The sequence below is a fragment of the Georgenia sp. X1117 genome (assembly GCF_057784635.1).
Genome location: NZ_CM173492.1, coordinates 3,123,632 through 3,144,599 on the forward strand (window position 1 = coordinate 3,123,632; position 20,968 = coordinate 3,144,599).

The window sequence follows — 20,968 nt, forward strand, 5'->3', positions numbered from 1 at the left end:
GGGCGGGCGCGGGACGGACCCGCTCCGGCCGGCCGGCCCTCGCCGCGGCGACGGCGTGCGGCTACGAGGCGGCCTCGGAGGAGGACTCGCCGGAGCCGGTGTCGTCGGAGACCGAGCAGTCGGCGACGACGTCGACCTCGGCGTCCTCGATCGGGGTCTGGGTGAGCCCGTCGAACCCGCCGATGGGTCCGGTGACGGTCCAGATGCCGCCGTCGGAGACCGCGGTCGCGGTCAGCTCCTCGCCCTGGCCCGAGCTGGTCATCCACATGATGGGGCCGCCGTCGTCGGGCGACTCCGTGGACTGGACGACGACGGAGGTGAGCTCCCCGCTCTCGAACGAGAGGACGGCCGAGAGGTCGCCGTGGTCGGGAGACGTGCCGGCCAGGGAGACGACGAGGCCCTGCTCGTTGCCGAGGCACTCGACGCTGACCTCGCCCTCGGTCTCGGCGGTGCCGGCGGCGATCCGGTTGGCCGAGGAGGTGTTGGTGACGTGCTCGACGCCCTCGGGCAGCTCGGCCTCGGAGTTGGGCGGGATCGCGCCGTCGGTGGGGACCTCGGGCCGCTCGGTCGCCGATGACGACTCCGAGGATCTCTCCTCCTGCTCCGCACTCGTGGTCGACTCCTCGTCACCGCCGCCGCAGGCGGCCAGGAGGGTGGTGAGCGCGACGGCGGCGGTGAGCGCCGTGGCCCGGCGGCGGAAGGTGACGGTGTGCACCAGGACTCCTTGCGGTAGGGGAGGCGACGGATCCGGTTCGGGTGCCTCCGACCTGACGACGCTACACACCCGAGGTGTCCGGGACGGGAACGGCGGGCGGCGCCCGGGATGGGGCGCCGCCCGCGACGAGCCGGCGGTGCGGCCGGCTGTGGGTCAGGCCTTCTGCACGGTGATGGTCCAGGCGGCGTCGCCCACCCGGTCGAAGTGCGTGACGGGGTAGCCGTTCTCCGCGGCCCACCGCGGGTTGGCGTCGGTCGCCTGGGTGCAGTCGAAGTTGATGGTGAGGTGGTCGCCGTCGTCCAGGCCGGCGATGGCCTGCTTGGCCTCGACCAGCGGGAACGGGCAGACCTGGCCGTCGGTCTCGAGTGTGATCGGCATGAGCTGTCTCCTTGCTGTCGTTCGGATGTGTGCTGTTTCGGATGAGTGGTGTCGTGCGGGTCGTTGCTGTCGTCGTTGTCGTTCGCGACGGTGGTGTCGTGCGCGACGGGGTTGTCGTGCGGATCGGTGGTGACGGGGCGACGTCGACGCGTGGGCGTCAGGCGTCGGTGAGGACCTGCTCGGTGGTGGTGGACCTCGCCGTCGAGCGGTGGCGCAGGATGAAGATGTGCGTCGCGGCGCCGGTGCCGAGCACCATGAAGCCGAAGGACAGCCACCCCTGGTAGGAGAACTGCGCGGTGTTGACCATGGCGTTGCCGATGGTGCAGCCGCCGGCCAGGGAGGCGCCGACGCCCATGAGCGCGCCGCCGGAGATCGAGCGGACCACGGTCGTGGCGTCGGGCACCCGCAGGCGGAACTCGCCCGAGCCCTTGGCCGCGATAAAGGCGCCGACGAGGATGCCAAGGACGAGGAAGACGCCCCAGTCGACGAGCTCGGCGTCGCCGGTGACGAGGTAGGTCACCAGGTTCGCCGACGGCGTGGTGATGCCCAGGCCCGAGGGGCGGCCCGCCATCGTGCTCAGCGGCCAGGCCACCGTGGCGATGACGCCGATGACGACCGCGGTGGCGAAGGCGTGCCAGGGCTTCTCGAACAGCACCCGGGCCAGTCCGCGTCGACGCGGGGGCAGCGAGGCCATCCGCACCTGCGGCTCGACGGCGAGGTGCCGGTAGGTCGCGTACCCCACGGCGGCGACGAGGATGCCGACCAACCACCAGGGCGAGATGCCCAGGGACTCGTGGATCGTCGTCGCGGGGATGGTCTGGGCGCGGGCGGCCTCGGTGACGTCGGCCAGGACGCCGTACTTCATGATCGCGCTGAAGCCCGCGTAGAACAGCAGCGCGAACCAGGAGCCGACGAGGCCCTCGCCCGAGCGGTAGAAGGTGCCGGTCGCGCAGCCGCCGGCGAGGACGATGGCGAAGCCGAAGATGAAGGCGCCCACGATGGTGGCGACCGGGGCGAGCTCGCCCGCGCCGAGGGAGATGACGCCCAGTGCGTCGAGGGCGAAGATCCCCACGCTCTGGACGGCGATGACGATGAGGAAGGCGGTGAGCCAGCGGGTCTTCCCGCCGATCCACACGTCGCGGAAGGCGCCGGTCACGCAGAAGCGCCCACGCTGCATGGCGAATCCGAGCGCCACGCCGATGAGCAGGCCGGTCAGGATCATGTGGTTCCCCCCTGGGTGATGGTCAGGACGTCCTGGACGCTAGGAGGGGCGGTCTGGCGGCCGCTCGGCGTTCGGGGCCGGGTCCAGGATCCGAGACCGCGGGGGTGCCGAGGGCGAGGGGGCGACGTCGTCGCCCGTCGCCTCGGCCGCGGGGGTGACCACGACCTCCCCGCCCAGGGCCGCTGCGACCCCGGCCGCGCAGGGGCCGTGTGCGACCATGTGCACAACCGTCCGACCCCGCAAAGGTGTTCAGTGCCCCCGATCCCCGACGAGTCGCGCGCCGCGACGATCCAGCCGGCCGCGACCCCGCCCGCGCAGCTGCGCAACTTCTGCATCATCGCCCACATCGACCACGGCAAGTCGACACTGGCGGACCGCATGCTCGGCATCACCGGCGTCGTCGCCGACCGGGACATGCGCGCCCAGTACCTCGACCGCATGGACATCGAGCGCGAGCGCGGCATCACCATCAAGTCCCAGGCCGTGCGCATGCCCTGGCAGGTCGGGGACACCGCCTACGGGCTCAACATGATCGACACCCCCGGGCACGTGGACTTCTCCTACGAGGTCAGCCGGTCCCTGGCCGCCTGCGAGGGCGCGGTCCTGCTCGTCGACGCCGCCCAGGGCATCGAGGCCCAGACGCTGGCGAACCTGTACATGGCGCTGGAGAACGACCTCGCCATCATCCCGGTGCTCAACAAGATCGACCTGCCCGCGGCGCAGCCGGAGAAGTTCGCCGAGGAGCTGGCCAACCTCATCGGCGGTGACCCCGAGGACTGCCTCAAGGTCTCCGGCAAGACCGGCGAGGGCGTGGTCGACCTGCTCGACGCCATCGTCCGTGACGTGCCCGCGCCGGTGGGGGAGGAGGACGCCCCGGCCCGCGCGATGATCTTCGACTCCGTCTACGACACCTACCGCGGCGTCGTGACCTACGTGCGCGTCGTCGACGGCCGGCTGGACCCGCGCGAGCGGATCGAGATGATGTCCACCGGCACCGCCCACGAGCTCCTCGAGATCGGCATCCACTCGCCCGACGCGAAGCCGACCCGTGGGCTCGGCGTCGGCGAGGTCGGTTACCTCATCACCGGCGTGAAGGATGTGCGCCAGTCGAAGGTCGGCGACACCGTCACCACCCAGACCCGGGGGGCCGAGGAGGCGCTCGGCGGGTATCGCGAGCCCCTGCCGATGGTGTTCTCGGGTCTGTACCCGGTGGACGGCTCGGACTACCCCGACCTGCGCGACGCGCTCGACAAGCTCAAGCTCAACGACGCCGCGCTGACCTACGAGCCGGAGACCTCCGTGGCGCTCGGCTTCGGGTTCCGCTGCGGCTTCCTCGGGCTGCTGCACCTGGAGATCGTCCGGGAGCGGCTCGAGCGCGAGTTCAACCTCGACCTCATCTCGACGGCGCCGAACGTCGTCTACGAGGTCACCCTCGAGAACGGCGACGAGGTTCAGGTCACGAACCCGAGCGAGTTCCCCTCGGGGGAGAAGTTCCGCCAGATCACCGAGCCGATGGTGCGGGCTACGGTGCTCACGCCCAACGACTTCGTCGGGGCGGTGATGGAGCTGTGCCAGGGCAAGCGCGGGGACCTGCTCGGGATGGACTACCTCTCCGAGGACCGCGTCGAGCTGCGCTACCGGCTCCCGCTGGCCGAGATCGTCTTCGACTTCTTCGACCAGCTCAAGTCGCGGACCAAGGGCTACGCGTCGCTCGACTACGACGAGGACGGTCATGCGCCGTCGGACCTGGTCAAGGTCGACATCCTGCTCAACCACGACCCGGTGGACGCCTTCTCCGCCGTCGTGCACAAGGACAAGGCCTACAGCTACGGCGTGGCCATGGTGGGCAAGCTCAAGGAGCTCATCCCGCGCCAGCAGTTCGAGGTGCCGATCCAGGCCGCCGTCGGCTCGCGGATCATCGCGCGCGAGACCGTGCGTGCGCTGCGCAAGGACATGCTCGCCAAGTGCTACGGCGGTGACATCTCGCGGAAGCGCAAGCTGCTCGAGAAGCAGAAGGAGGGCAAGAAGCGGATGAAGTCGATCGGACGGGTCGAGGTCCCGCAGGAGGCCTTCGTCGCGGCGCTGCAGACCGACGCGCCCACCGGGAAGAAGTAGCCGGTGGTCGCGGACGGGCGGATCACGCCGGTCCTCGCGGCCGGCGTCCCGCGCGTGGCGGCCGTGTGCGCCGTCGGGGAGCTCTTCGACGTCTCCGCGCGCGGGCTGCGCAGCGGGATCGACAAGCGGCCCCTGGACGGTCCGCTCACCGTGCTGCGGCACGGGGTGTGGGGCGACGTCCAGGGCGACCGGGAGCACCACGGTGGTCTGTTCAAGGCCGTGTACGCCTTCGCGCGCGAGACGCGTGAGGCCTGGGTCGAGCGGTTCGGCGGCGATGAGCTGGGTGGTGCCGATCTCGGTGTCGGCGCTGGTCTCGAGGCCGGCGGCGAGCTCGACGCCGACGGCGCGCTCCGCGCCGACCTTCCGCGCGAGCTCCCGCGCAGCACGACGGGCCGCGAGCTCGGCGACGGATCCTTCGGCGAGAACCTGGTCACCGAGGGCATCGACACCGACGAGGCGGTGATCGGCACCCGCTGGCGCATCGGCTCGACGCTGCTGCAGGTCACGGCGCCGCGGAACCCCTGCCGCACCTTCGCGGCCTGGACCGGCGAGGCCGACTGGACGCGTCGATTCCGCGCGGGCGGACGCTGCGGCGCCTACCTCTCCGTGCGGGAGACCGGCGTGATCGAGGCGGGGGACCGCATCGACCTCGAGGACGTCCCGGGGCACGGCGTGACCGTCGGGGACACCTTCCGCGGGATGGATGCCGGGCAGGCGCGCGCCCTCCTGGACTGGGCCGAGGAGTCACGGACGGTGCTCTACGAGTCGCTCGTGCGCGCCGCCCTCGGCGTGCTCGAGGACGCGGGCGAGGCCCGGGCCTTCCCGGCCGCGCTCCGCTCCGACGGACGCGGGGACGCGGGAGGCCGGCCGTGAGCGCCGTCCCCGCACGCCGCGACGGCGACGCCGCCCCCACACCCCACGACGTCGACGCCGCCCACACGCGCATCCGCTCCTTCACCCGACGCAGCGGCCGGCTCAAGCCGCGCCAGGAGCGGGCCTGGGAGAGCCGCGAGGGCGTCGTGCTCGACCTGCCGATGGTCTCGGCCACCGCCGTGAGCACCTTCGCGCGGCTCGACCTCGACCGCCACCTGGGCCCTGCCCGGACGGCGGGTTCGCGCCTCGTCGTCGAGATCGGGTGCGGGGCGGGCGAGCAGATCGCCCACGCCGCGCAGCAGCGGCCGGACGACCGTTTCCTCGGCCTCGAGGTGTGGGTGCCCGGCCTCGCGCGCACGCTCGCCCGCGTCCGCGACGTCGGAGCGGACAACGTCCGCCTCCTCGGGGTCGACGCCGAGCAGGCCCTGCCGATCCTCCTCGCGCCGGGCTCGGTCGACGAGCTGTGGACCTTCTTCCCCGACCCGTGGCGCAAGCCGCGCCACCGGAAGCGGCGCCTGGTCTCGCCGGGGTTCGCCGCCGTCGTCGCCGAGCTGCTCGCCCCCGGCGGGACGTGGCGGCTGGCCACGGACTGGCCGAACTACGCCGACCAGATGATCGACGTCATCCGCTCCGAGCCGGCGTTCGAGCTCACGGTCGAGCCTCGACGCTGGGAGGGGCGCACCCTCACGCGCTTCGAGCGGCGCGGCCAGACCGAGGGGCGCGCGATCACCGACCTGACGGCGGTCCGACGCCGTGGCTGACCTCCCCCTCGGCGACCCGGCCCCCGCGGACGGTCGCCTCCCGGTGAGCGCCGCGGCGGGTGCGCGGGACCGCACGCTGTCGGTGTACCTGCACGTGCCGTTCTGCGCGGTGCGCTGTGGCTATTGCGACTTCACGACCTACACCAATGCCGAGCTCGGCGGTGGTGCCTCGGCGGCCGAGTACGCGGGCAACGCCGTGGCGGAGGTCGAGCTCGCCGCCCGCGTGCTGGCGGACCCGGAGCTGGTGGCGGCGGGGATGGTCGGCCGGCCGGTCTCGACGGTGTTCCTCGGCGGCGGCACGCCCACGCGCCTGCCGGTGGCGGACCTGGCCCGGATGCTCACCGCCGTGCGGGAGACCTTCGGGCTGACCGCCGACGCCGAGGTCACCACCGAGGCGAATCCGGACTCCGTGGACGAGTCGGTCCTGGCGGGGCTGGCCGAGGCCGGCGTGACGCGGGTGTCCTTCGGGATGCAGTCCGCCGTGCCCTCGGTGCTGGCCACGCTCGACCGCACGCACGACCCGGCGCGGGTGCCCGAGGTCGTGCGCTGGGCGCGCCGGCTGGGCCTGGACGTGTCCCTCGACCTCATCTACGGCACGCCGGGGGAGACGCAGGCCGACTGGCGGGCCTCGGTCGAGGCGGCGCTCGAGATGGAGCCTGATCACGTCTCGGCCTACGCGCTCGTGGTCGAGCGCGGGACGAAGATGGGCGCCCAGGTCCGCCGCGGCGAGCTCAGCCTGCCCGACGAGGACGACCAGGCCGAGAAGTACGAGGTCGCCGACGCCCTGCTCACCGGGTCCGGCCTCGCCTGGTACGAGGTCTCCAACTGGGCGCGGGTGGAGCCGGGCGACGACCCGGCCGTCGGTGTGCTGAGGCACGCCAGCACACACAACCTCGCCTACTGGCGCGGCGGTGACTGGTGGGGCGTCGGCCCCGGTGCGCACAGCCACGTGGGCGGCGTGCGGTGGTGGAACGGCAAGCATCCGCGGGCGTACGCGGCGCGCCTCGCTGAGGGCCGCTCGCCCGCCGTCGGCAGGGAGGTGCTCGGCGCGGGGTCGCGCGAGCTGGAGCGGCTCCTGCTGGGTGTCCGGCTCGCCGAGGGTGTCCAGGTCGCCTCGCCGGACGGACTGACCCCCGACGACGCCGCCGCACGCCTGGAGGAGCTCGTCCGGCAGGGCCTGTGCGAGGCCGGACCTGCCGAACGCGGGCGCGTGCGTCTCACCCTGCGGGGCAGGCTGCTCGCGGATGCCGTCGTGCGGGAGCTGACGGACTGACACGCGCGCGCGACGTGTGGGTGCCCGACCACGGCGCGAACCGCTGACCAGCCAACCATCCAGCCGACCAGCCAGCCGCCCGGTTGTAGCTGCGACGCGTGAGCGCTCGCGCGGACATGGCGGCGCGACAACACGAGGGCACGACGAATCCAGCGGACGCGGCTCCCCATCGGCTGGCCTTGGTCGAGCGGCCGTCACCGGTCCTACCGATCACTCCGGTCGCGCCGGTCACGCCGGTGGATCGGGTGATCCTTCGGTTTCACCCCTGGGCCGCGCGGTCGACGTGCCGGGCGCGCCGCCGTCACCCGGCCGGCGCTGCTCGGTGGGTCGCTCGGCGGGCTGCACGGAGCGCTCCACCGTGGGTTGCTCGTTCCGGCTGTTGTGCGCGACGCGGTCGGCGACGCGCGCCTTGAGCTGCGCGTACCGTTCGGCCGTCATCTCGGGGCCGGGCGGCCTCCTGCGGAACGGGAAAGGTGAGCGAGGCACGCTGTACCTGTGCCCGGTCGGCGTGTAGACGTCGAGCTTCCCGTCGGGGTCGGCCGCGTGGCGCCAGCCAGGATGCTGCTTGGTGTAGTTGCAGCTCGCGCACAGCCCCGAGGCGTTGTCCGCGCTAGTGGCACCGCCCGCGGCCCAGTCGGTGCTGTGGTCGACCTGCTCCGCGGGGTTGGTGCAGTACGGGGTCCGGCACACGTCGTCCCGGATGAGGATGAGCCGGCGAAGCGTCCCGGTGAAGGCGAGCGAGCGGGACTCCATCGACGCCGCACCGCCCGTCGCGGGGTCCGTCCAGAGCCGCCGGAACCAGACCGAGCGGGCCTCGCGGACCTGCTCGCGGGCGTCGTCGGCGGGCAGCGGCCCCTGCCCGGGGATCCAGGCCGGCTCGCTGCTCCCGGCCAGTGTCTGGTCGGTCATGACGATCGTGAGGTCGACGTCGCGCGGCGCGTCCGCACGGGATCCGGTGACCCGCTCGACGAGCAGGTCCGCGGCCAGCTGACCAGGTGTGCGGCCCTCGGCCTCGCCCGCCTGCGTGAGGCTGGCGGCCTGCCGCGTGAGGCTCGCGTGGACGCGGACGGCATCGGTCATCGGCAGGTGGGCGGTGAGGTAGGCCATCGATCCCGCGGCGGGCCGGACGCTCACCCTGCGCCGACGACGATCGTGCTCACGCTTCGCCGCTGCGTGGTCGGCATCGATCGCCATAGCGAGCCGGCGAGCATGGTTCGTGACCTGGCGGTCGCCGTAGGTGGGCAGGTCGTCCTCGAGCTCCGCGTCGACCGTGCGGCGGTCCTCGGGGCTCAGCCCGATGACTTCTTTCAGGAGGAGCGTCGCGTGCCACTCGGAGACCTGGCCGGCCTCCATGAGAGCCAGGGTCCGCGGGAGCTCGGCGTCGAGCGCCTTGGCCAGGCCGAGATGCTGCGACCCCTTCGAGGGCGAGTCCCTCCGGGCGAGCGCGACCTCGGCCGCGAGCCCCTTGCCGATCTGCTCCCGAGGGACCTCCATCGCCCGCTCGAGGTCGGTCCGCATCGTCCAGAGGTCGACGGTCGCGCGGGCCTGCGCGGCGCGTGCCGCACTGATGAGCTCCTCGAGCGCGGTGATCTGATCGACGGCGTCGCTCTCCTCGTCGCGCCGCAGGCCCGCCAGCACGCCCAACAGTGCGCGCACGTCCTCGGCGTCCGTGGCCATCACGGCGGGAGTGGCGCGGCCATCCTCGGCGTCTGCGGGCATCACGGCGGGAGTGGCGCGCACGTCCACGGCGCCGACGCCTGCGGGAGTGAATCGACTGCACGTGTCCTCGGCCCCGTCGCGCGGGTCGGCGAAGGGCGAGGCGGGCGAGGGCAGGTCGGAACCGGCGTCGTCGCCGCTGCGTACCAGCATCTCGCCCCCTCGCCCCGAAGCCTGAATCGAACCTGTGTTCGATACTGCGACTATACGTGCGACCACTGACATCGGAACGGCGCGATTCCGCGGTTGTGGAGGGGTCTGCGGGGGGCGTGGTTGTGGGAATCAGGTGCGCCGTCGCCGACCCGTGGAGCAGCTGTTCGGCAGGAGGAGTGCAGTGGCTCAGGCGACAGGTGATGGCGCTGGGGCCGATGTGCGGCGGTGGAGGTGCGGCGCGGTGGAACAGCCGGGACGCGTCGGGCGAGCAGGAAGGGCCGGGCGCGAGAGGGACGCGGCGAAGTGATGGCGAAGAGGCGGTTACCCGTCACCCACCCACACGTGGGGCTCGCGCCACCGGCCGGCTCTGCAGCGTGCGGCTCACTCCTCGGGCACGCCGGTGACGAAGTCGATGAGCTCCTCGACCCGCCCGAGTAGCGCGGGGGAGAGGTCCGCGTAGGTGCGCACCGTCCCCAGGATGCGCTGCCAGCCCCGGGCGACATCGCCCTGGTCGGCGTGCGGCCAACCGAGCGCGGCGAGCGTGCCGATCTTGATGTCGGTCCCGCGCGGGACGTGCGGCCATTCGCTGAGCCCCACCCGCTCGGGTCGGACCGCCTGCCACACGTCCACGTAGGGGTGCCCGAGCACGAGCACGTGCTGGGCCGCCCCGCCGAGGCGCCGCCTCGCGTCCTCGACGAGCCGCGTCTCCTTCGACCCCGCCACGAGGTGGTCGAGCAGCACGCCCGCCCGCCGGGTCGGGCCGGGCCGGAAGGCCCGCAGGACCTCGGCCAGGTGGTCGGCGCCCTCGAGCTGCTCGACGACGACTCCCTCGACGCGCAGGTCGTCGCCCCACACGCGTTCGACGAGCTCGGCGTCGTGCCGGCCCTCGACCCAGATCCGCGCGGCGCGCGCGACCCGCGCCCGCGCACCCTCGACCTTGAGCGAGCCCGACGCCGTCAGCTGCTTCCCACCGGCCGTGCGCGCGACGTCGGGCCTGGCCTGGGCGGCGGAGGCACGCACGGGCACCAGGGTGACCGGTGCGCCGTCGATCCAGAATCCCGGGCCGAGGGTGAACGAGCGTCGCTTCCCGAGGCGGTCCTCGAGGGTGACCAGGTGCATCCCGCCGGACTTCTCGACGCGCACGATCGCGCCGACGAAGCCCGTCTCGACGTCCTCGACGACGAGGCCCTGCTCGGCCGGCACGTCACGCGTGACGGGTCGGCGGCGCGGATCGGGGCGGGGGGAGGCGAGGACGTCACGTCCGTAGCGGTCGGTCACCGGCCGAGGGTACGAGCCCGTGCCCCCGCCGCTGCGCAGGGCACGCGGGCGGCCCCGCGAGCCATCGATCTGTGACGGCGACGCGCGCAGGCCGACGCCGACTGCCCGCGAACCCCGCCGCAGCTACCCGAGCTCGATACCCACGACGGCGTGCACGAGCGCCACCGCCAGCGCCACCACCACCCCGCCGACGATCACCGGCGTGCTGCCCACCGACCACGGCAGGTTCCGGTGCGGGACCTTCTGCCAGAAGAAGGTCGACATCGGCGCGAAGACGAGCGCCGTGGCCGGCCCCACGATCGTCCACACGAGGACCTGGCCGTCGACCCCGGCGATGATCGCCACCGCCACGTACAGCGCGGCGATGCCGCCGGTGGCCACCAGCCACGCCCACACCGAGGCGCAGCGGAACGGCCCCGCCTCGGAGAACGTGCGCGTGATCTCCCCGGCCAGCAGGTAGGCGTTGAGGAACATGCCACCGAGCCCGACGACGAACGACACCACCGACACCCACAGCGGCAGCCCCCAGGCCTCGAAGGCGACGGCGGTGTCCCCGACCGGTGCGATGAGCGCGATCATGAGGTACCCGAAGGCGCACTGCATGCTGCCGAGCCCGAACCACGTGAGCAGGGCGCGCGCGTACCCCGTGGGCAGGCCACGGGACAGCGCCCAGACCAGTGCGCCGGTCACCGCCGAGAAGGCGGGGCCGGCGATGGCCACGATCGCCAGGTTCGTGTCGCTCGTGGCCGGGTGGTCGGCCATCGCGCCGAACACGGTCGCCTCGCCGACGAGCACGACGGCGGCCACCGCGTGCGCGTACTCGTGGAGCTGGATGAGCAGCACGACGGCGGTCAGCGCCACCGCCGCGGTGCGCAGCGTGATCGCCGCCGGCGACGGAGCGCCCGCCCCGCCGGCCCGCGCGCCAGTGCCATGGTGAGCGACGCCGTGCTCGCCGCTCCGCGCACCGGTACTGCGGTCGGGAGTACCGCCACGATCGCCGTCGGGCAGTCGGTCGGGTGTCGCGCGCACCGCTGCGGCGCGGTCCCTCGAGCGGTCGGAAGTCTCGGTCATGGCGGATGCCCCTGTACACCGTCGTCGGATCCGGACCCTGCGATCGGCAAGGTAGCAGCGCGGCAGCGGCCAGGGTGTCGAACCGCTCACGGCGCGCGCCCGGTGTCCGGCGTAGCATTGGCACTCACGGACGTCGAGTGCTACGACCACGTGTGCCCCCCGTCCCGTCGGCGGCCCGCGGTCCGCCCGGTGCGGGTGGGGCACGTCGGGCACGGGACGTCCGTGCGAGCGTGCCCACGACGGCGACCAGCGAGGAGGTGCCATGTCGACCGAGGACCGTCGCCTGCGCGTGCTGCAGGCCATCGTCAGCGACTACGTGCAGACCTCGGAGCCCGTGGGCTCGCGCGCGCTCGTGGAGCGCCACCGCCTCGACGTCTCGCCCGCCACCATCCGCAACGACATGGCCGCGCTCGAGGAGTCCGGCCACATCGCGCAGCCCCACACCTCGGCCGGCCGCGTGCCCACCGACAAGGGCTACCGCGCCTTCGTCGACGAGATCGCCACCCTCAAGCCCCTCTCCGGCGGGGAGCGGGCCGCCATCGAGCGGCTCCTGGGCGAGGCGGTCGACCTCGACGACGTCGTCGAGCGCACGGTGCGCCTGCTCTCCCAGATCACGCGCAACGTGGCCGTCGTCCAGTACCCCTCGATGTCGCGCACCTCGCTGCGCCACCTCGAGCTCGTGCCGATGGACGAGTTCCGGCTCCTCATCGTCATCATCACCTCCGCCGGCCGTGTCGAGCAGCGCACGGTGGAGGTGCCCGACGGCGCCGACCCGGTCGACGTCGCCGAGCTGCGCGCCCGCCTCAACCTCGCCTGCGCCGGGCTGTCGGCCGGCGCCGTCGGGCCGGCCCTCGTCGACATGGCCGAGCGCCTCGAGCCGCGCCTGCGCCCCCTGCTGGACACAGTCTCGATCGAGCTCCTGCGCGTCCTCGAGGCCGACTCCGAGGAGCGCATCGTGCTCGGCGGGACGGCCAACCTCGCCCGCGCCGGCACCGACTTCAGCCGCACCATCGGCCCCGTCCTCGAGGCCCTGGAGGAGCAGGTCGTCCTCCTGCGCCTGTTCGCCGAGATGGAGGCCGACCGCCTCACCGTCCGCATCGGCGCCGAGAACCACCACGACTCGCTGACCGAGACCTCGCTCGTCGCCGGCGCCTACGGTGCCTCCGGCGAGGTGGTCGCCCGGGTGGGTGTGCTGGGCCCGACCCGGATGGACTACCCCGGCACCATGGCGACCGTGCGGGCCGTGGCCCGCTACCTCTCCCGCTTCCTCGGCGGGTAGGCCGACGCCGCACCCACCGATCGACCGCGCCCCACCCCGGCCTGCGCCCGCGGGCCCACCCACCACCGACCACCGTCCATGTACCGATCCCGAGCAAGAGATTGCGACCTGTGAGCGACGACTACTACTCGATCCTCGGCGTGAGCCGTGACGCGAGCCCCGAAGAGATCAAGCGCGCCTACCGGAAGCGTGCCCGCCAGCTGCACCCCGACGTCGCCGGCCCCGAGGCCGGGGACCAGTTCAAGGACGTCCAGCGCGCCTACGACGTGCTGCGCGACGCCGACAAGCGCCGCCTCTACGACGCCGGCGGGGAGGACGCCCTGCGCGGCGGCGGCGCCGGTGGCGCCCAGGCCGGGTTCGGCGACTTCGCCGACATCTTCTCGCAGTTCTTCGGCGGCGCGGCCGGCGGCGGCATGCGCGGCCCCGTCCCGCGCGCCCGCCGCGGGCGCGACTCGCAGATCGTGCTCGACATCGACCTCGTCGACGCCGTGTTCGGCTCGTCGGAGGAGATCCCGGTGCAGACGGCGGTCGTGTGCGGCACCTGCAACGGCACGTGCTGCCGCCCCGGCACCTCCCCGGTCACCTGCACCACCTGCGGCGGCCAGGGCTCGGTCCAGCGCGTCACCCGCTCCTTCCTCGGGCAGATGATGGCCACCTCGGTGTGCCCCGCCTGCTCTGGCCACGGCACCGTCATCCCCGAGCCCTGCCAGGAGTGCTCCGGCGAGGGCCGCGTGCGCTCGAACCGCACCATCGCCGTCGAGGTGCCCGCGGGCGTCGGCACCGGCACCCAGCTGCGCCTCCAGGGGCAGGGCGAGGTCGGCCCCGCCGGCGGGCCGGCCGGCGACCTGTTCGTCGAGATCCGGGAGCGCCCGCATCCGGTCTTCCAGCGCGACGGCGACGACCTGCTGTGCACCCTGACCATCCCGATGACGGCCGCGGCGCTGGGCACCGTCGCCTCCATCGAGACCCTCGACGGCCCGCGGGACATCGATGTGCCACCCGGCACGCAGCCCGGCGAGCGCATCACCCTCGACGGCCTGGGCGTGGGCCGGCTGCGAGCCCGCGGCCGCCGCGGCGACCTGCACGTCGACGTCGAGGTCGTCATCCCGGCCCGCCTCGAGGAGGACCAGCGCGAGCTGCTCCGCCAGCTGGCGGTCGCCCGCGGCGAGGAGCGTCCCGAGGCGCGCCTGGCCAGCGCGGACAGCTCGATGTTCTCCCGCCTGCGCGACCGCTTCGTCGGCCGCTGAGCCCGCTGACCTCGCTGACACCGCTTCCGGAGCACCGGTGACCCGCCCCGTCTTCCTCGCGCCCGCCGGCGACCTGGCCGCGGCGACGCCGGGCGCCGAGCTCCGGCTCACCGGCGCCGAGGCGCACCACGCCGCCACGGTGCGCCGGCTGCGCGCCGGCGAGGAGGTCGACCTCGTCGACGGGGCCGGGCGGCGCGTCACCGGCTCCGTGGTCTCGGTGGCCAAGGACCTCGTCGTCGTCGCCGCGACCGCCGTGACGCAGGAGCCCGCACCGGTACCGCGCCTGGTCCTCGTCCAGGCCCTGGCCAAGGGTGGGCGCGACGAGGCGGCCGTCGAGCAGTCGACCGAGCTCGGCGTCGACGCCGTCGTGCCCTGGCAGGCCGAGCGCTGCGTGTCGCGGTGGGACGCCAAGGCCGCCAAGGGCCGCGCACGCTGGGAGTCCGTGGCGCTCGCCGCGGCCAAGCAGTCCCGTCGCGCCCGCGTGCCGGCCGTGGCGGAGCTGCGCACCACCGCCCGGCTCGTCGACGACGTCGCGGACGCCGTCGCCGGGGGAGCGGTCGTCCTCGTGCTCCACGAGAGCGCCACCGACCGGCTCGCCGACCTCGCCCCGTCGCTCGGCACGGCCGCGACGTCCGACCCGGCCGCGGTCGGGCGCGGCCCGGCGCACGCGCCGGGCGCCGCCGCACAGGCACGCGCCGACGCCGACCCTGCCTCCGCCCCACCCGAGGTGTGGTGCGTCGTCGGGCCCGAGGGCGGGATCTCCGAGACCGAGCTCGACCGCCTCACCGGCGCCGGCGCCCGCGCCGTCCTCCTCGGCCCGCACGTGCTGCGCAGCTCGACCGCCGGGCCCGCGGCGGTGGCCGCACTGAGCGTGGCCCTGCACCGCTGGTGACCTCCCTCGCTACGATGACCGCGAACCCACCCGCCGACCCCCAGGAGTCTCGAGGGCACCGTCCCCGACCCATGTCGCAGCCCACCGATCCCGCACAGCCCGCCCCCGGCAGCGCCACCCGCCACCTGACGATCCCCGACCACCTCCCGCCGATGCTGCTGCTGGGCGCCAACGACGAGGTGCTGCGCGCCGTCGAGCGCGGCTTCCCCAAGGTGGCCGTCCACGTCCGCGGCAACGCCGTCACCCTCACCGGGCCCGAGGGCGACGTGGCCACCGCCGAGCAGCTCCTCGCCGAGCTCGTCGACATCGCCGTGGCCGGGCAGCCGCTGACCGCCGACGCCGTCGACCGCGCCGCCGCCATCCTCACCTCCGGCGACACCCGGCCCGCCGACGTCCTCACCGCCGACATCCTCTCGGCGAGGGGCCGCACCATCCGCCCCAAGACGCTGGGGCAGAAGGAGTACGTCGACGCGATCGACGCCCACACGATCACCTTCGGCATCGGCCCGGCCGGCACCGGCAAGACCTACCTCGCCATGGCCAAGGCCGTGCTCGCCCTGCAGCGCAAGGAGGTCACCCGGATCATCCTCACGCGTCCCGCCGTCGAGGCCGGCGAGCGCCTCGGCTACCTGCCCGGCACGCTCACCGACAAGATCGACCCCTATCTGCGGCCGCTCTACGACGCCCTGCACGACATGCTCGAGCCGGACTCCATGCCCGGCCTCATGGCGGCCGGCACCATCGAGGTCGCCCCGCTGGCCTACATGCGCGGACGCACCCTCAACGACGCCTTCATCGTCCTCGACGAGGCGCAGAACACCACGCCCGAGCAGATCAAGATGTTCCTCACCCGCCTCGGCTTCGGCTCCAAGATCGTCGTCACCGGCGACGTCTCGCAGATCGACCTGCCCACCGGCACGCGCTCCGGGCTCAAGGTGGTCCAGGAGATCCTCGACGGCGTCGACGACATCGCCATGTGCCGCCTCAGCTCGCGCGACGTCGTGCGCCACCGCCTGGTCAGCGACATCATCGACGCCTACGAGCGCTGGGACGCCGCCACCGCCACCGAGCAGGCCCGCGAGCGCCGGACCGGCCCGCGGTCCGGCGCCCGCACCGCCACCCGACCCACCCGCCGAGGAGCGCAGCAGTGAGCATCGAGGTCAACGACGAGACCGGCAGCGGCGCCGACGTCGAGGAGCTGTCCGCCCTGGCCCGCTACGTGCTCGACGAGATGCGCGTGCACCCGCAGGCCGAGCTGTCGATCCTGCTGGTCGACGAGGACGTGATGACCGAGCTGCACGTGCGTTGGATGGACGAGCCCGGCCCCACCGACGTCCTGTCCTTCCCGATGGACGAGCTGCGGCCGGGCACCGAGGACGCCACCTCCGCCGAGGGCACCCTCGGCGACATCGTGCTGTGCCCGAGCGTGGCCGCCACGCAGGCCCGCACCGCCGGCCACTCCACCGCCGAGGAGCTCGGCCTGCTCACCGTCCACGGCATCCTCCATCTGCTCGGCTACGACCACGCCGAGCCCGAGGAGGAGAAGGAGATGTTCGAGCTCCAGCGACGTCTCCTGCTCACCTTCCTGGCCGGGCGGTGACCGGGCGTCGATGAGCGGCCATCTCGCCCACGCCCTGCTGCCTGGACCCCTCGCCGCCGCCGGGGAGGCGACGGTCCGCCCCGAGGTGCCGGTCGTGGCCATGGCCGTGGCCGCCGTCGTGCTCCTCGTCCTCGCCGCCCTGGTCACGGCCGCCGAGGCCGCGCTGCGCCAGGTCACCCGCTCGAGCGTCGCCGAGCTGGTCGGCGCGGAGCACCCGTCGGCCGCCCGCGTCGAGCGCCTCGTCGACGACCGCTCGACCGCCCTGCGCGGCCTGGCCGCGCTGCGGGTGGTCCTGCACATGCTCGTGGCCGTCGGCGTCACCGTGGCCGCGGCCGGCCTGCTCGAGGCGTGGTGGGTCGTCGCCCTGGTCGCCGCGGGTGCCTGCCTCGTGCTGCTAGTCGTCGTCGGAGCCGTCGGCCCGGGACGGATCGGTCACCGCCGCCCCGGAGCGGTCCTCGCCCGCCTGTCCCGCCCGACGTCGGCGCTCACCTCGCTCACGGCGGCCCTGGGCCGCGCCGGTGCCGCCTTCGCACCCCGCCGGGAGCCCACCGAGGAGGACCTCGCCCAGGAGTCCGCCGACGAGGTCCAGCAGTTCGTCGACCGGGTCAGCGACTCCGAGCAGCTCGAGGACAAGCAGCGCGAGCTCCTCGTCTCCGTCTTCGAGCTCGGCCACACCTACGTCCGCGAGGTCATGGTCCCGCGCACGGACATGGTCTCCATCGAGGTCGACCTCCCGCTGGCCAAGGCCCTCAACCTGTTCACCCGCTCGGGCTTCTCCCGGGTGCCGGTCCACGGCGAGACCCTCGACGACCTGCGCGGCATGCTCTACCTCAAGGACGTCATCCGGCGCTCCCACCGCCGCGGCGACGCCGAGGACCTCACCGTCGGCGACGTCATGCGCGAGCCCACCTTCGTCCCCGAGACCAAGCTGGTCGACGACCTCCTGCGCGAGATGCAGACCGGCTCGGTGCACATCGCCATGGTCGTCGACGAGTACGGCGGCATCGCCGGGCTGGTGACCATCGAGGACCTGCTCGAGGAGCTCGTCGGCGAGATGGTCGACGAGCACGACCGCGCCGAGACCGTCGTCGAGGAGCTGGGGGAGGGCGTGTGGCGCGTCCCGGCCCGCACGCCGGTCGACGACCTCGGCGAGCTCTTCGACCTCACCCTCGACGACGACGACGTCGACACCGCCGGCGGCCTGCTCGCCAAGGTGCTGGGCCGGGTGCCGCTGGCCGGCGCGACGGTCGAGGTCGACGGCGTCCTCCTCGAGGCCGAGCGGGTCGAGGGGCGACGCCGCCGCGTCTCCACGATCCTCGCCCGCCGCGCTGACCCCGAGCCCGAGCAGCAGGACTGACGCAGGCCCGCGCAAGGACCACAGACCACGGACGACCAACGACCACCGTCCCGGGACCACACGCCCGGGACCACGCAGGACGAAGGACGCGCGATGACCGACATCCCCTTCCCGGGCGAACCGGGCTCGGGCACCGAGCTCGGCGAGGACACCAACGCCCTGGCCGACCTCGACCTGGGCCACCTCGTCGACGCCGACTGGCCCGAGGACCACCGCGCGGGCTTCGTCGCCCTCGTCGGGCGGCCCAACACCGGCAAGTCGACGCTGACCAACGCCCTGGTGGGCACGAAGGTCGCCATCACCTCCGACCGGCCGCAGACCACGCGGCGTGCGGTGCGCGGCATCGTCCAGCGCACGGACGGCCAGATCGTCCTCGTGGACACCCCCGGCATGCACCGCCCGCGCACCCTGCTGGGCGAGCGGCTCAACGACGTCGTGCGCGAGACCCTGTCCGGCGTCGACGTCATCGCCCTGTGCCTGCCCGCCGACGAGGCGGTCGGGCCCGGCGACCGGCACCTGCTCGGCGAGGTCCAGGGCATGCGCGGGGACCTGCTGGCCGTGGTGACCAAGACCGACACGGTCTCCCGCGCCGCGTTGGCGGAGAAGCTGCTCGAGGTCAGCCGCCTGGCCGAGTTCGCCGAGATCGTCCCGGTCAGCTCCGTGGCCGACGAGCAGGTCGACGTCCTGTCCGACGTCCTCCTCGCCCGCATGCCGCTCTCGCCCCCGCTGTACCCGAGCGGCGCCACCGGCGACGAGGCCGTCGAGCTGACCATCGCCGAGCTCGTGCGGGAGGCCGCCCTGGAGGGGGTGCGCGACGAGCTGCCGCACTCGCTGGCCGTCCTCGTCGACGAGATGGTCGAGCGCGAGCGCGCCGAGGGGGACACGCGGCCCCCGGTCCTGGCGATCCACGTCTCGGTGGTCGTCGAGCGGGACTCGCAGAAGGCCATCGTCATCGGCCGTGGCGGCTCGCGGCTGCGCGACGTCGGCACGCGGGCGCGGGCCGGCATCGAGGAGCGGCTCGGGCGACAGGTCTTCCTCGACCTGCACGTGCGCGTGGCCAAGGACTGGCAGAAGGACCCCCGCCAGCTCGGCCGCCTCGGCTTCTGACTGAAGCGCCCCCGCACCCGGTCGGGGTGCGGGGGCGCGAGGTGGTGTGGCCGGGCCGCTCGGGAGCGCGGTCCGCGAGCCGGCGGACCGCGCTCCCGACGACGCCGGCCTCAGCCGACGCGGGCCTCAGCCGACGTGGGCCTCAGCCGACGTGGTCGACCATCTTGTGGATCGGCTCCTGCATACGCGGGTAGGTGTCGATGTAGCTGTCCAGGTAGAACTGGTACTCCTCGTGCGCCTTCATGTCCGGCTCGATGGTGTCGGCCGTGTGGACCATGGCCTCGGCGGCCGACGTGACGTCGTCGTGGAGGCCGGCGCCCGCCGCGGCGAGGATGCACGAACCCAGCGCGACGGCGTCGGGCACCTTGGTCAGGGTGATCGGCGTGCCGGTGACGTCGGCGTGCATCTGCATCCAGAACTGGCTGTTCGTGGCGCCGCCGCACGAGACGATCTCGTCGACCTTGTGGCCCGCCGCCCGCATCGTCCGCGCGATGTGCTCGGTGCCGAAGCACACGCCCTCGAGGATCGCCCGGTAGAAGTGCGCCGGACCGTGGTGCAGCGACAGGCCCCACAGGATGCCGCGGGCCCGCCCGTCGGTGTACGGCGTGCGGTTGCCCTGGAAGTACTCGTTGACGATGAGCCCCTCGGAGCCCAGCGGCACCTCGGCGGCCCGCTCGTCCATGAGCGAGTACGCCGTGCGCCCGGCCTTCTCGGCCTCGTCGACGAGGTGCTTGGCGAAGTTGTCCCGGTACCACTTGACGACCGAGCCGGTGGAGACCTGGCCGCCCTCGACGGTGTACTGGCCCGGCATCACGGAGTCGGTGTAGGCGCCGAAGAAGCCCTCGCCGGAGATCGGCTGGTCGGTCTGCCCGATGAACACGTGCGAGGAGCCGGTGATGAGGGCCATCTTGCCGGGCGCCACGACGCCGAGCCCGATCTGGCCGGCGAAGGCGTCCGCGCAGCCCTGCGCCACGGGCGTGCCCTCCTTGAGCCCGAGGTGCGCGGCCGCGGCCGAGGTGAGCCCGCCGACCGGGATGCCGAGGTCGTTGACGGTGCCCGGGATCTTGTCGAGCACGTCGGCCACGCCGATGTCCTGGTAGAAGTCGACCGGCCAGCCCCCGTTGTCGCGGTCGTAGTACATGCGCGCCGAGGCGGAGTTGATGTTGATCGTCCACTCGCCGGTGAGCTTGTAGGTGATCCAGTCCGGCGCGTCGACGAGGTAGGTGGCGTTGTTGAAGGTCTCCGGCTCGTGCTCCTTGAGCCAGGCGGTCTTGAAGGGGAACCACTCGGCGGTCGCCGGCATCGTGCCGCCACCGTTGTAGCGGCGGGCCTTCGAGCTCGAGGCGCTGGCCCGCTCGGCCTGCTCGACGGCCCGCACGTCCATCCACATGATTGCCGGCCGCATCGCGCGACCCTTGTCGTCCATCGCCAGCACGGTCATCGTCGTGGCGTCGTAGCTGATGCCGGCGATGTCGGCGCCGCTGAGCCCGGCCTTCTCCAGCGCCTGGTGGCTCGAGGTGGCGATGGCGTCCCACCAGTCGTCCTCGGTCTGCTCGGCCCAGCCCGGCCGGGGGTGCGACGTCGGGTAGGGGGTCGCCGCGAAGGCGATCGGCTCGCCGACGAGGTTGAAGATCGCGACCCGGCAGCTCTCGGTGCCGAAGTCGATGCCCATGACGAAGGGGCCGTCGGGGCGGGTGGATGCGGTCATCGTGTCTCTCCCTTGAGCGTGGCGGGCCGTGCCGGACGACGTGCGTGCCGCGACGTGCGTGCCGGGGTCCCCGAGCGTAGTCCCGCGACCCCGGAGATACACACCGCCGGGCCCACGCATGAACAAGTGGCCATGTTAAGTCAACAGCCCCACGTGTTAGGCTCGACCTCCGTCCCGGCGCGCCCGCCCGGCCGTCCCTTGGCGGCCTGCCCGGTCCCGCGCC

Annotated in this window: 18 protein-coding genes; 11 read left to right on the forward strand and 7 right to left on the reverse strand. The window is 73.4% G+C overall.

All coding sequences use genetic code 11. The features are described from left to right. Positions 1-61 precede the first annotated feature (61 nt). The 3 genes from AC3D3D_RS14445 to AC3D3D_RS14455 form a co-directional block, all read right to left on the reverse strand. Positions 62-715, reverse strand: a complete 654-nt coding sequence (locus tag AC3D3D_RS14445) for a hypothetical protein (RefSeq protein ID WP_463662496.1) — start codon at positions 713-715, stop codon at positions 62-64. Between the two features lie 153 nt (positions 716-868). After that, on the reverse strand, positions 869-1,093 hold the full coding sequence (locus AC3D3D_RS14450) for a sulfurtransferase TusA family protein (RefSeq protein ID WP_463662495.1): 225 nt from the start codon (positions 1,091-1,093) through the stop codon (positions 869-871). A gap of 157 nt (positions 1,094-1,250) precedes the next feature. After that, positions 1,251-2,315, reverse strand: coding sequence for a YeeE/YedE family protein (locus AC3D3D_RS14455; protein WP_463662494.1), 1,065 nt, complete (start codon positions 2,313-2,315; stop codon positions 1,251-1,253). 252 nt (positions 2,316-2,567) lie between these two features. On the opposite strand from AC3D3D_RS14455, the gene lepA reads away from it, so the two are divergent. The 4 genes from lepA to hemW are packed head-to-tail and all read left to right on the forward strand — an operon-like array spanning position 2,568 to position 7,337. After that, positions 2,568-4,430: a translation elongation factor 4 gene (lepA, locus tag AC3D3D_RS14460; protein ID WP_463662493.1), complete on the forward strand. Its 1,863-nt coding sequence runs from the start codon at positions 2,568-2,570 to the stop codon at positions 4,428-4,430. 3 nt (positions 4,431-4,433) lie between these two features. After that, positions 4,434-5,303: an MOSC domain-containing protein gene (locus AC3D3D_RS14465; RefSeq protein ID WP_463662492.1), complete on the forward strand. Its 870-nt coding sequence runs from the start codon at positions 4,434-4,436 to the stop codon at positions 5,301-5,303. Continuing rightward, positions 5,300-6,064, forward strand: a complete 765-nt coding sequence (gene trmB, locus AC3D3D_RS14470) for a tRNA (guanosine(46)-N7)-methyltransferase TrmB (RefSeq protein ID WP_463662491.1) — start codon at positions 5,300-5,302, stop codon at positions 6,062-6,064. The genes AC3D3D_RS14465 and trmB overlap by 4 nt, the downstream gene beginning before the upstream one ends. Further along, a complete protein-coding gene (gene hemW, locus AC3D3D_RS14475) occupies positions 6,057-7,337 on the forward strand; it encodes a radical SAM family heme chaperone HemW (RefSeq protein WP_463662490.1) in 1,281 nt (426 codons plus the stop codon). Before trmB ends, hemW begins: the two co-directional genes overlap by 8 nt. A gap of 228 nt (positions 7,338-7,565) precedes the next feature. On the opposite strand, the gene AC3D3D_RS14480 is transcribed toward hemW, so the two are convergent. The 3 genes from AC3D3D_RS14480 to AC3D3D_RS14490 form a co-directional block, all read right to left on the reverse strand. Then, on the reverse strand, positions 7,566-9,206 hold the full coding sequence (locus AC3D3D_RS14480) for an HNH endonuclease (RefSeq protein WP_463662489.1): 1,641 nt from the start codon (positions 9,204-9,206) through the stop codon (positions 7,566-7,568). A 381-nt stretch (positions 9,207-9,587) separates the two neighbouring features. After that, a complete protein-coding gene (locus AC3D3D_RS14485) occupies positions 9,588-10,484 on the reverse strand; it encodes a DUF3097 family protein (RefSeq protein ID WP_463662488.1) in 897 nt (298 codons plus the stop codon). A 123-nt stretch (positions 10,485-10,607) separates the two neighbouring features. After that, positions 10,608-11,555 carry a hypothetical protein gene (locus AC3D3D_RS14490; protein ID WP_463662487.1) on the reverse strand — a complete coding sequence of 316 codons (948 nt, stop codon included), beginning with the start codon at positions 11,553-11,555 and terminating at the stop codon, positions 10,608-10,610. 262 nt (positions 11,556-11,817) lie between these two features. Between AC3D3D_RS14490 and hrcA the strand changes: the two genes are divergently transcribed. The 7 genes from hrcA to era all read left to right on the forward strand — a co-directional run bounded on the left by hrcA (position 11,818) and on the right by era (position 19,037). Beyond that, positions 11,818-12,834 carry a heat-inducible transcriptional repressor HrcA gene (gene hrcA / locus AC3D3D_RS14495; RefSeq protein ID WP_463662486.1) on the forward strand — a complete coding sequence of 339 codons (1,017 nt, stop codon included), beginning with the start codon at positions 11,818-11,820 and terminating at the stop codon, positions 12,832-12,834. A gap of 110 nt (positions 12,835-12,944) precedes the next feature. After that, positions 12,945-14,081, forward strand: a complete 1,137-nt coding sequence (gene dnaJ / locus AC3D3D_RS14500) for a molecular chaperone DnaJ (RefSeq protein ID WP_463662485.1) — start codon at positions 12,945-12,947, stop codon at positions 14,079-14,081. Between the two features lie 37 nt (positions 14,082-14,118). Beyond that, positions 14,119-14,973: a 16S rRNA (uracil(1498)-N(3))-methyltransferase gene (locus AC3D3D_RS14505; RefSeq protein ID WP_463662484.1), complete on the forward strand. Its 855-nt coding sequence runs from the start codon at positions 14,119-14,121 to the stop codon at positions 14,971-14,973. Positions 14,974-15,044: 71 nt separating this feature from the next. Next, entirely contained in the window at positions 15,045-16,124 is a 1,080-nt protein-coding gene (locus AC3D3D_RS14510) for a PhoH family protein (RefSeq protein ID WP_463662483.1), read from the forward strand. Then, the gene (ybeY, locus tag AC3D3D_RS14515; RefSeq protein WP_463662482.1) at positions 16,121-16,573 is read left to right on the forward strand and encodes an rRNA maturation RNase YbeY; all 453 of its coding nucleotides are present in this window, start codon (positions 16,121-16,123) and stop codon (positions 16,571-16,573) included. The genes AC3D3D_RS14510 and ybeY overlap by 4 nt, the downstream gene beginning before the upstream one ends. A gap of 10 nt (positions 16,574-16,583) precedes the next feature. Further along, positions 16,584-17,930 carry a hemolysin family protein gene (locus AC3D3D_RS14520; protein WP_463662481.1) on the forward strand — a complete coding sequence of 449 codons (1,347 nt, stop codon included), beginning with the start codon at positions 16,584-16,586 and terminating at the stop codon, positions 17,928-17,930. 93 nt (positions 17,931-18,023) lie between these two features. Next, a complete protein-coding gene (era, locus tag AC3D3D_RS14525) occupies positions 18,024-19,037 on the forward strand; it encodes a GTPase Era (protein WP_463662480.1) in 1,014 nt (337 codons plus the stop codon). A 142-nt stretch (positions 19,038-19,179) separates the two neighbouring features. On the opposite strand, the gene AC3D3D_RS14530 is transcribed toward era, so the two are convergent. Continuing rightward, on the reverse strand, positions 19,180-20,745 hold the full coding sequence (locus AC3D3D_RS14530) for an FGGY-family carbohydrate kinase (RefSeq protein WP_463662479.1): 1,566 nt from the start codon (positions 20,743-20,745) through the stop codon (positions 19,180-19,182). Positions 20,746-20,968: the final 223 nt, after the last annotated feature.

What these genes read in the sequence shown, in the direction of transcription:
- hrcA (WP_463662486.1), top strand. Translation starts at nt 11,818, where the DNA reads ATGTCGACCGAGGACCGTCGCCTGCGCGTGCTGCAGGCCATCGTCAGC.
- AC3D3D_RS14530 (WP_463662479.1), bottom strand. Translation starts at nt 20,745, where the DNA reads ATGACCGCATCCACCCGCCCCGACGGCCCCTTCGTCATGGGCATCGAC.
- era (WP_463662480.1), top strand. Translation starts at nt 18,024, where the DNA reads ATGACCGACATCCCCTTCCCGGGCGAACCGGGCTCGGGCACCGAGCTC.
- AC3D3D_RS14490 (WP_463662487.1), bottom strand. Translation starts at nt 11,555, where the DNA reads ATGACCGAGACTTCCGACCGCTCGAGGGACCGCGCCGCAGCGGTGCGC.
- AC3D3D_RS14520 (WP_463662481.1), top strand. Translation starts at nt 16,584, where the DNA reads ATGAGCGGCCATCTCGCCCACGCCCTGCTGCCTGGACCCCTCGCCGCC.
- AC3D3D_RS14480 (WP_463662489.1), bottom strand. Translation starts at nt 9,206, where the DNA reads ATGCTGGTACGCAGCGGCGACGACGCCGGTTCCGACCTGCCCTCGCCC.
- AC3D3D_RS14510 (WP_463662483.1), top strand. Translation starts at nt 15,045, where the DNA reads ATGTCGCAGCCCACCGATCCCGCACAGCCCGCCCCCGGCAGCGCCACC.
- AC3D3D_RS14455 (WP_463662494.1), bottom strand. Translation starts at nt 2,315, where the DNA reads ATGATCCTGACCGGCCTGCTCATCGGCGTGGCGCTCGGATTCGCCATG.
- AC3D3D_RS14450 (WP_463662495.1), bottom strand. Translation starts at nt 1,093, where the DNA reads ATGCCGATCACACTCGAGACCGACGGCCAGGTCTGCCCGTTCCCGCTG.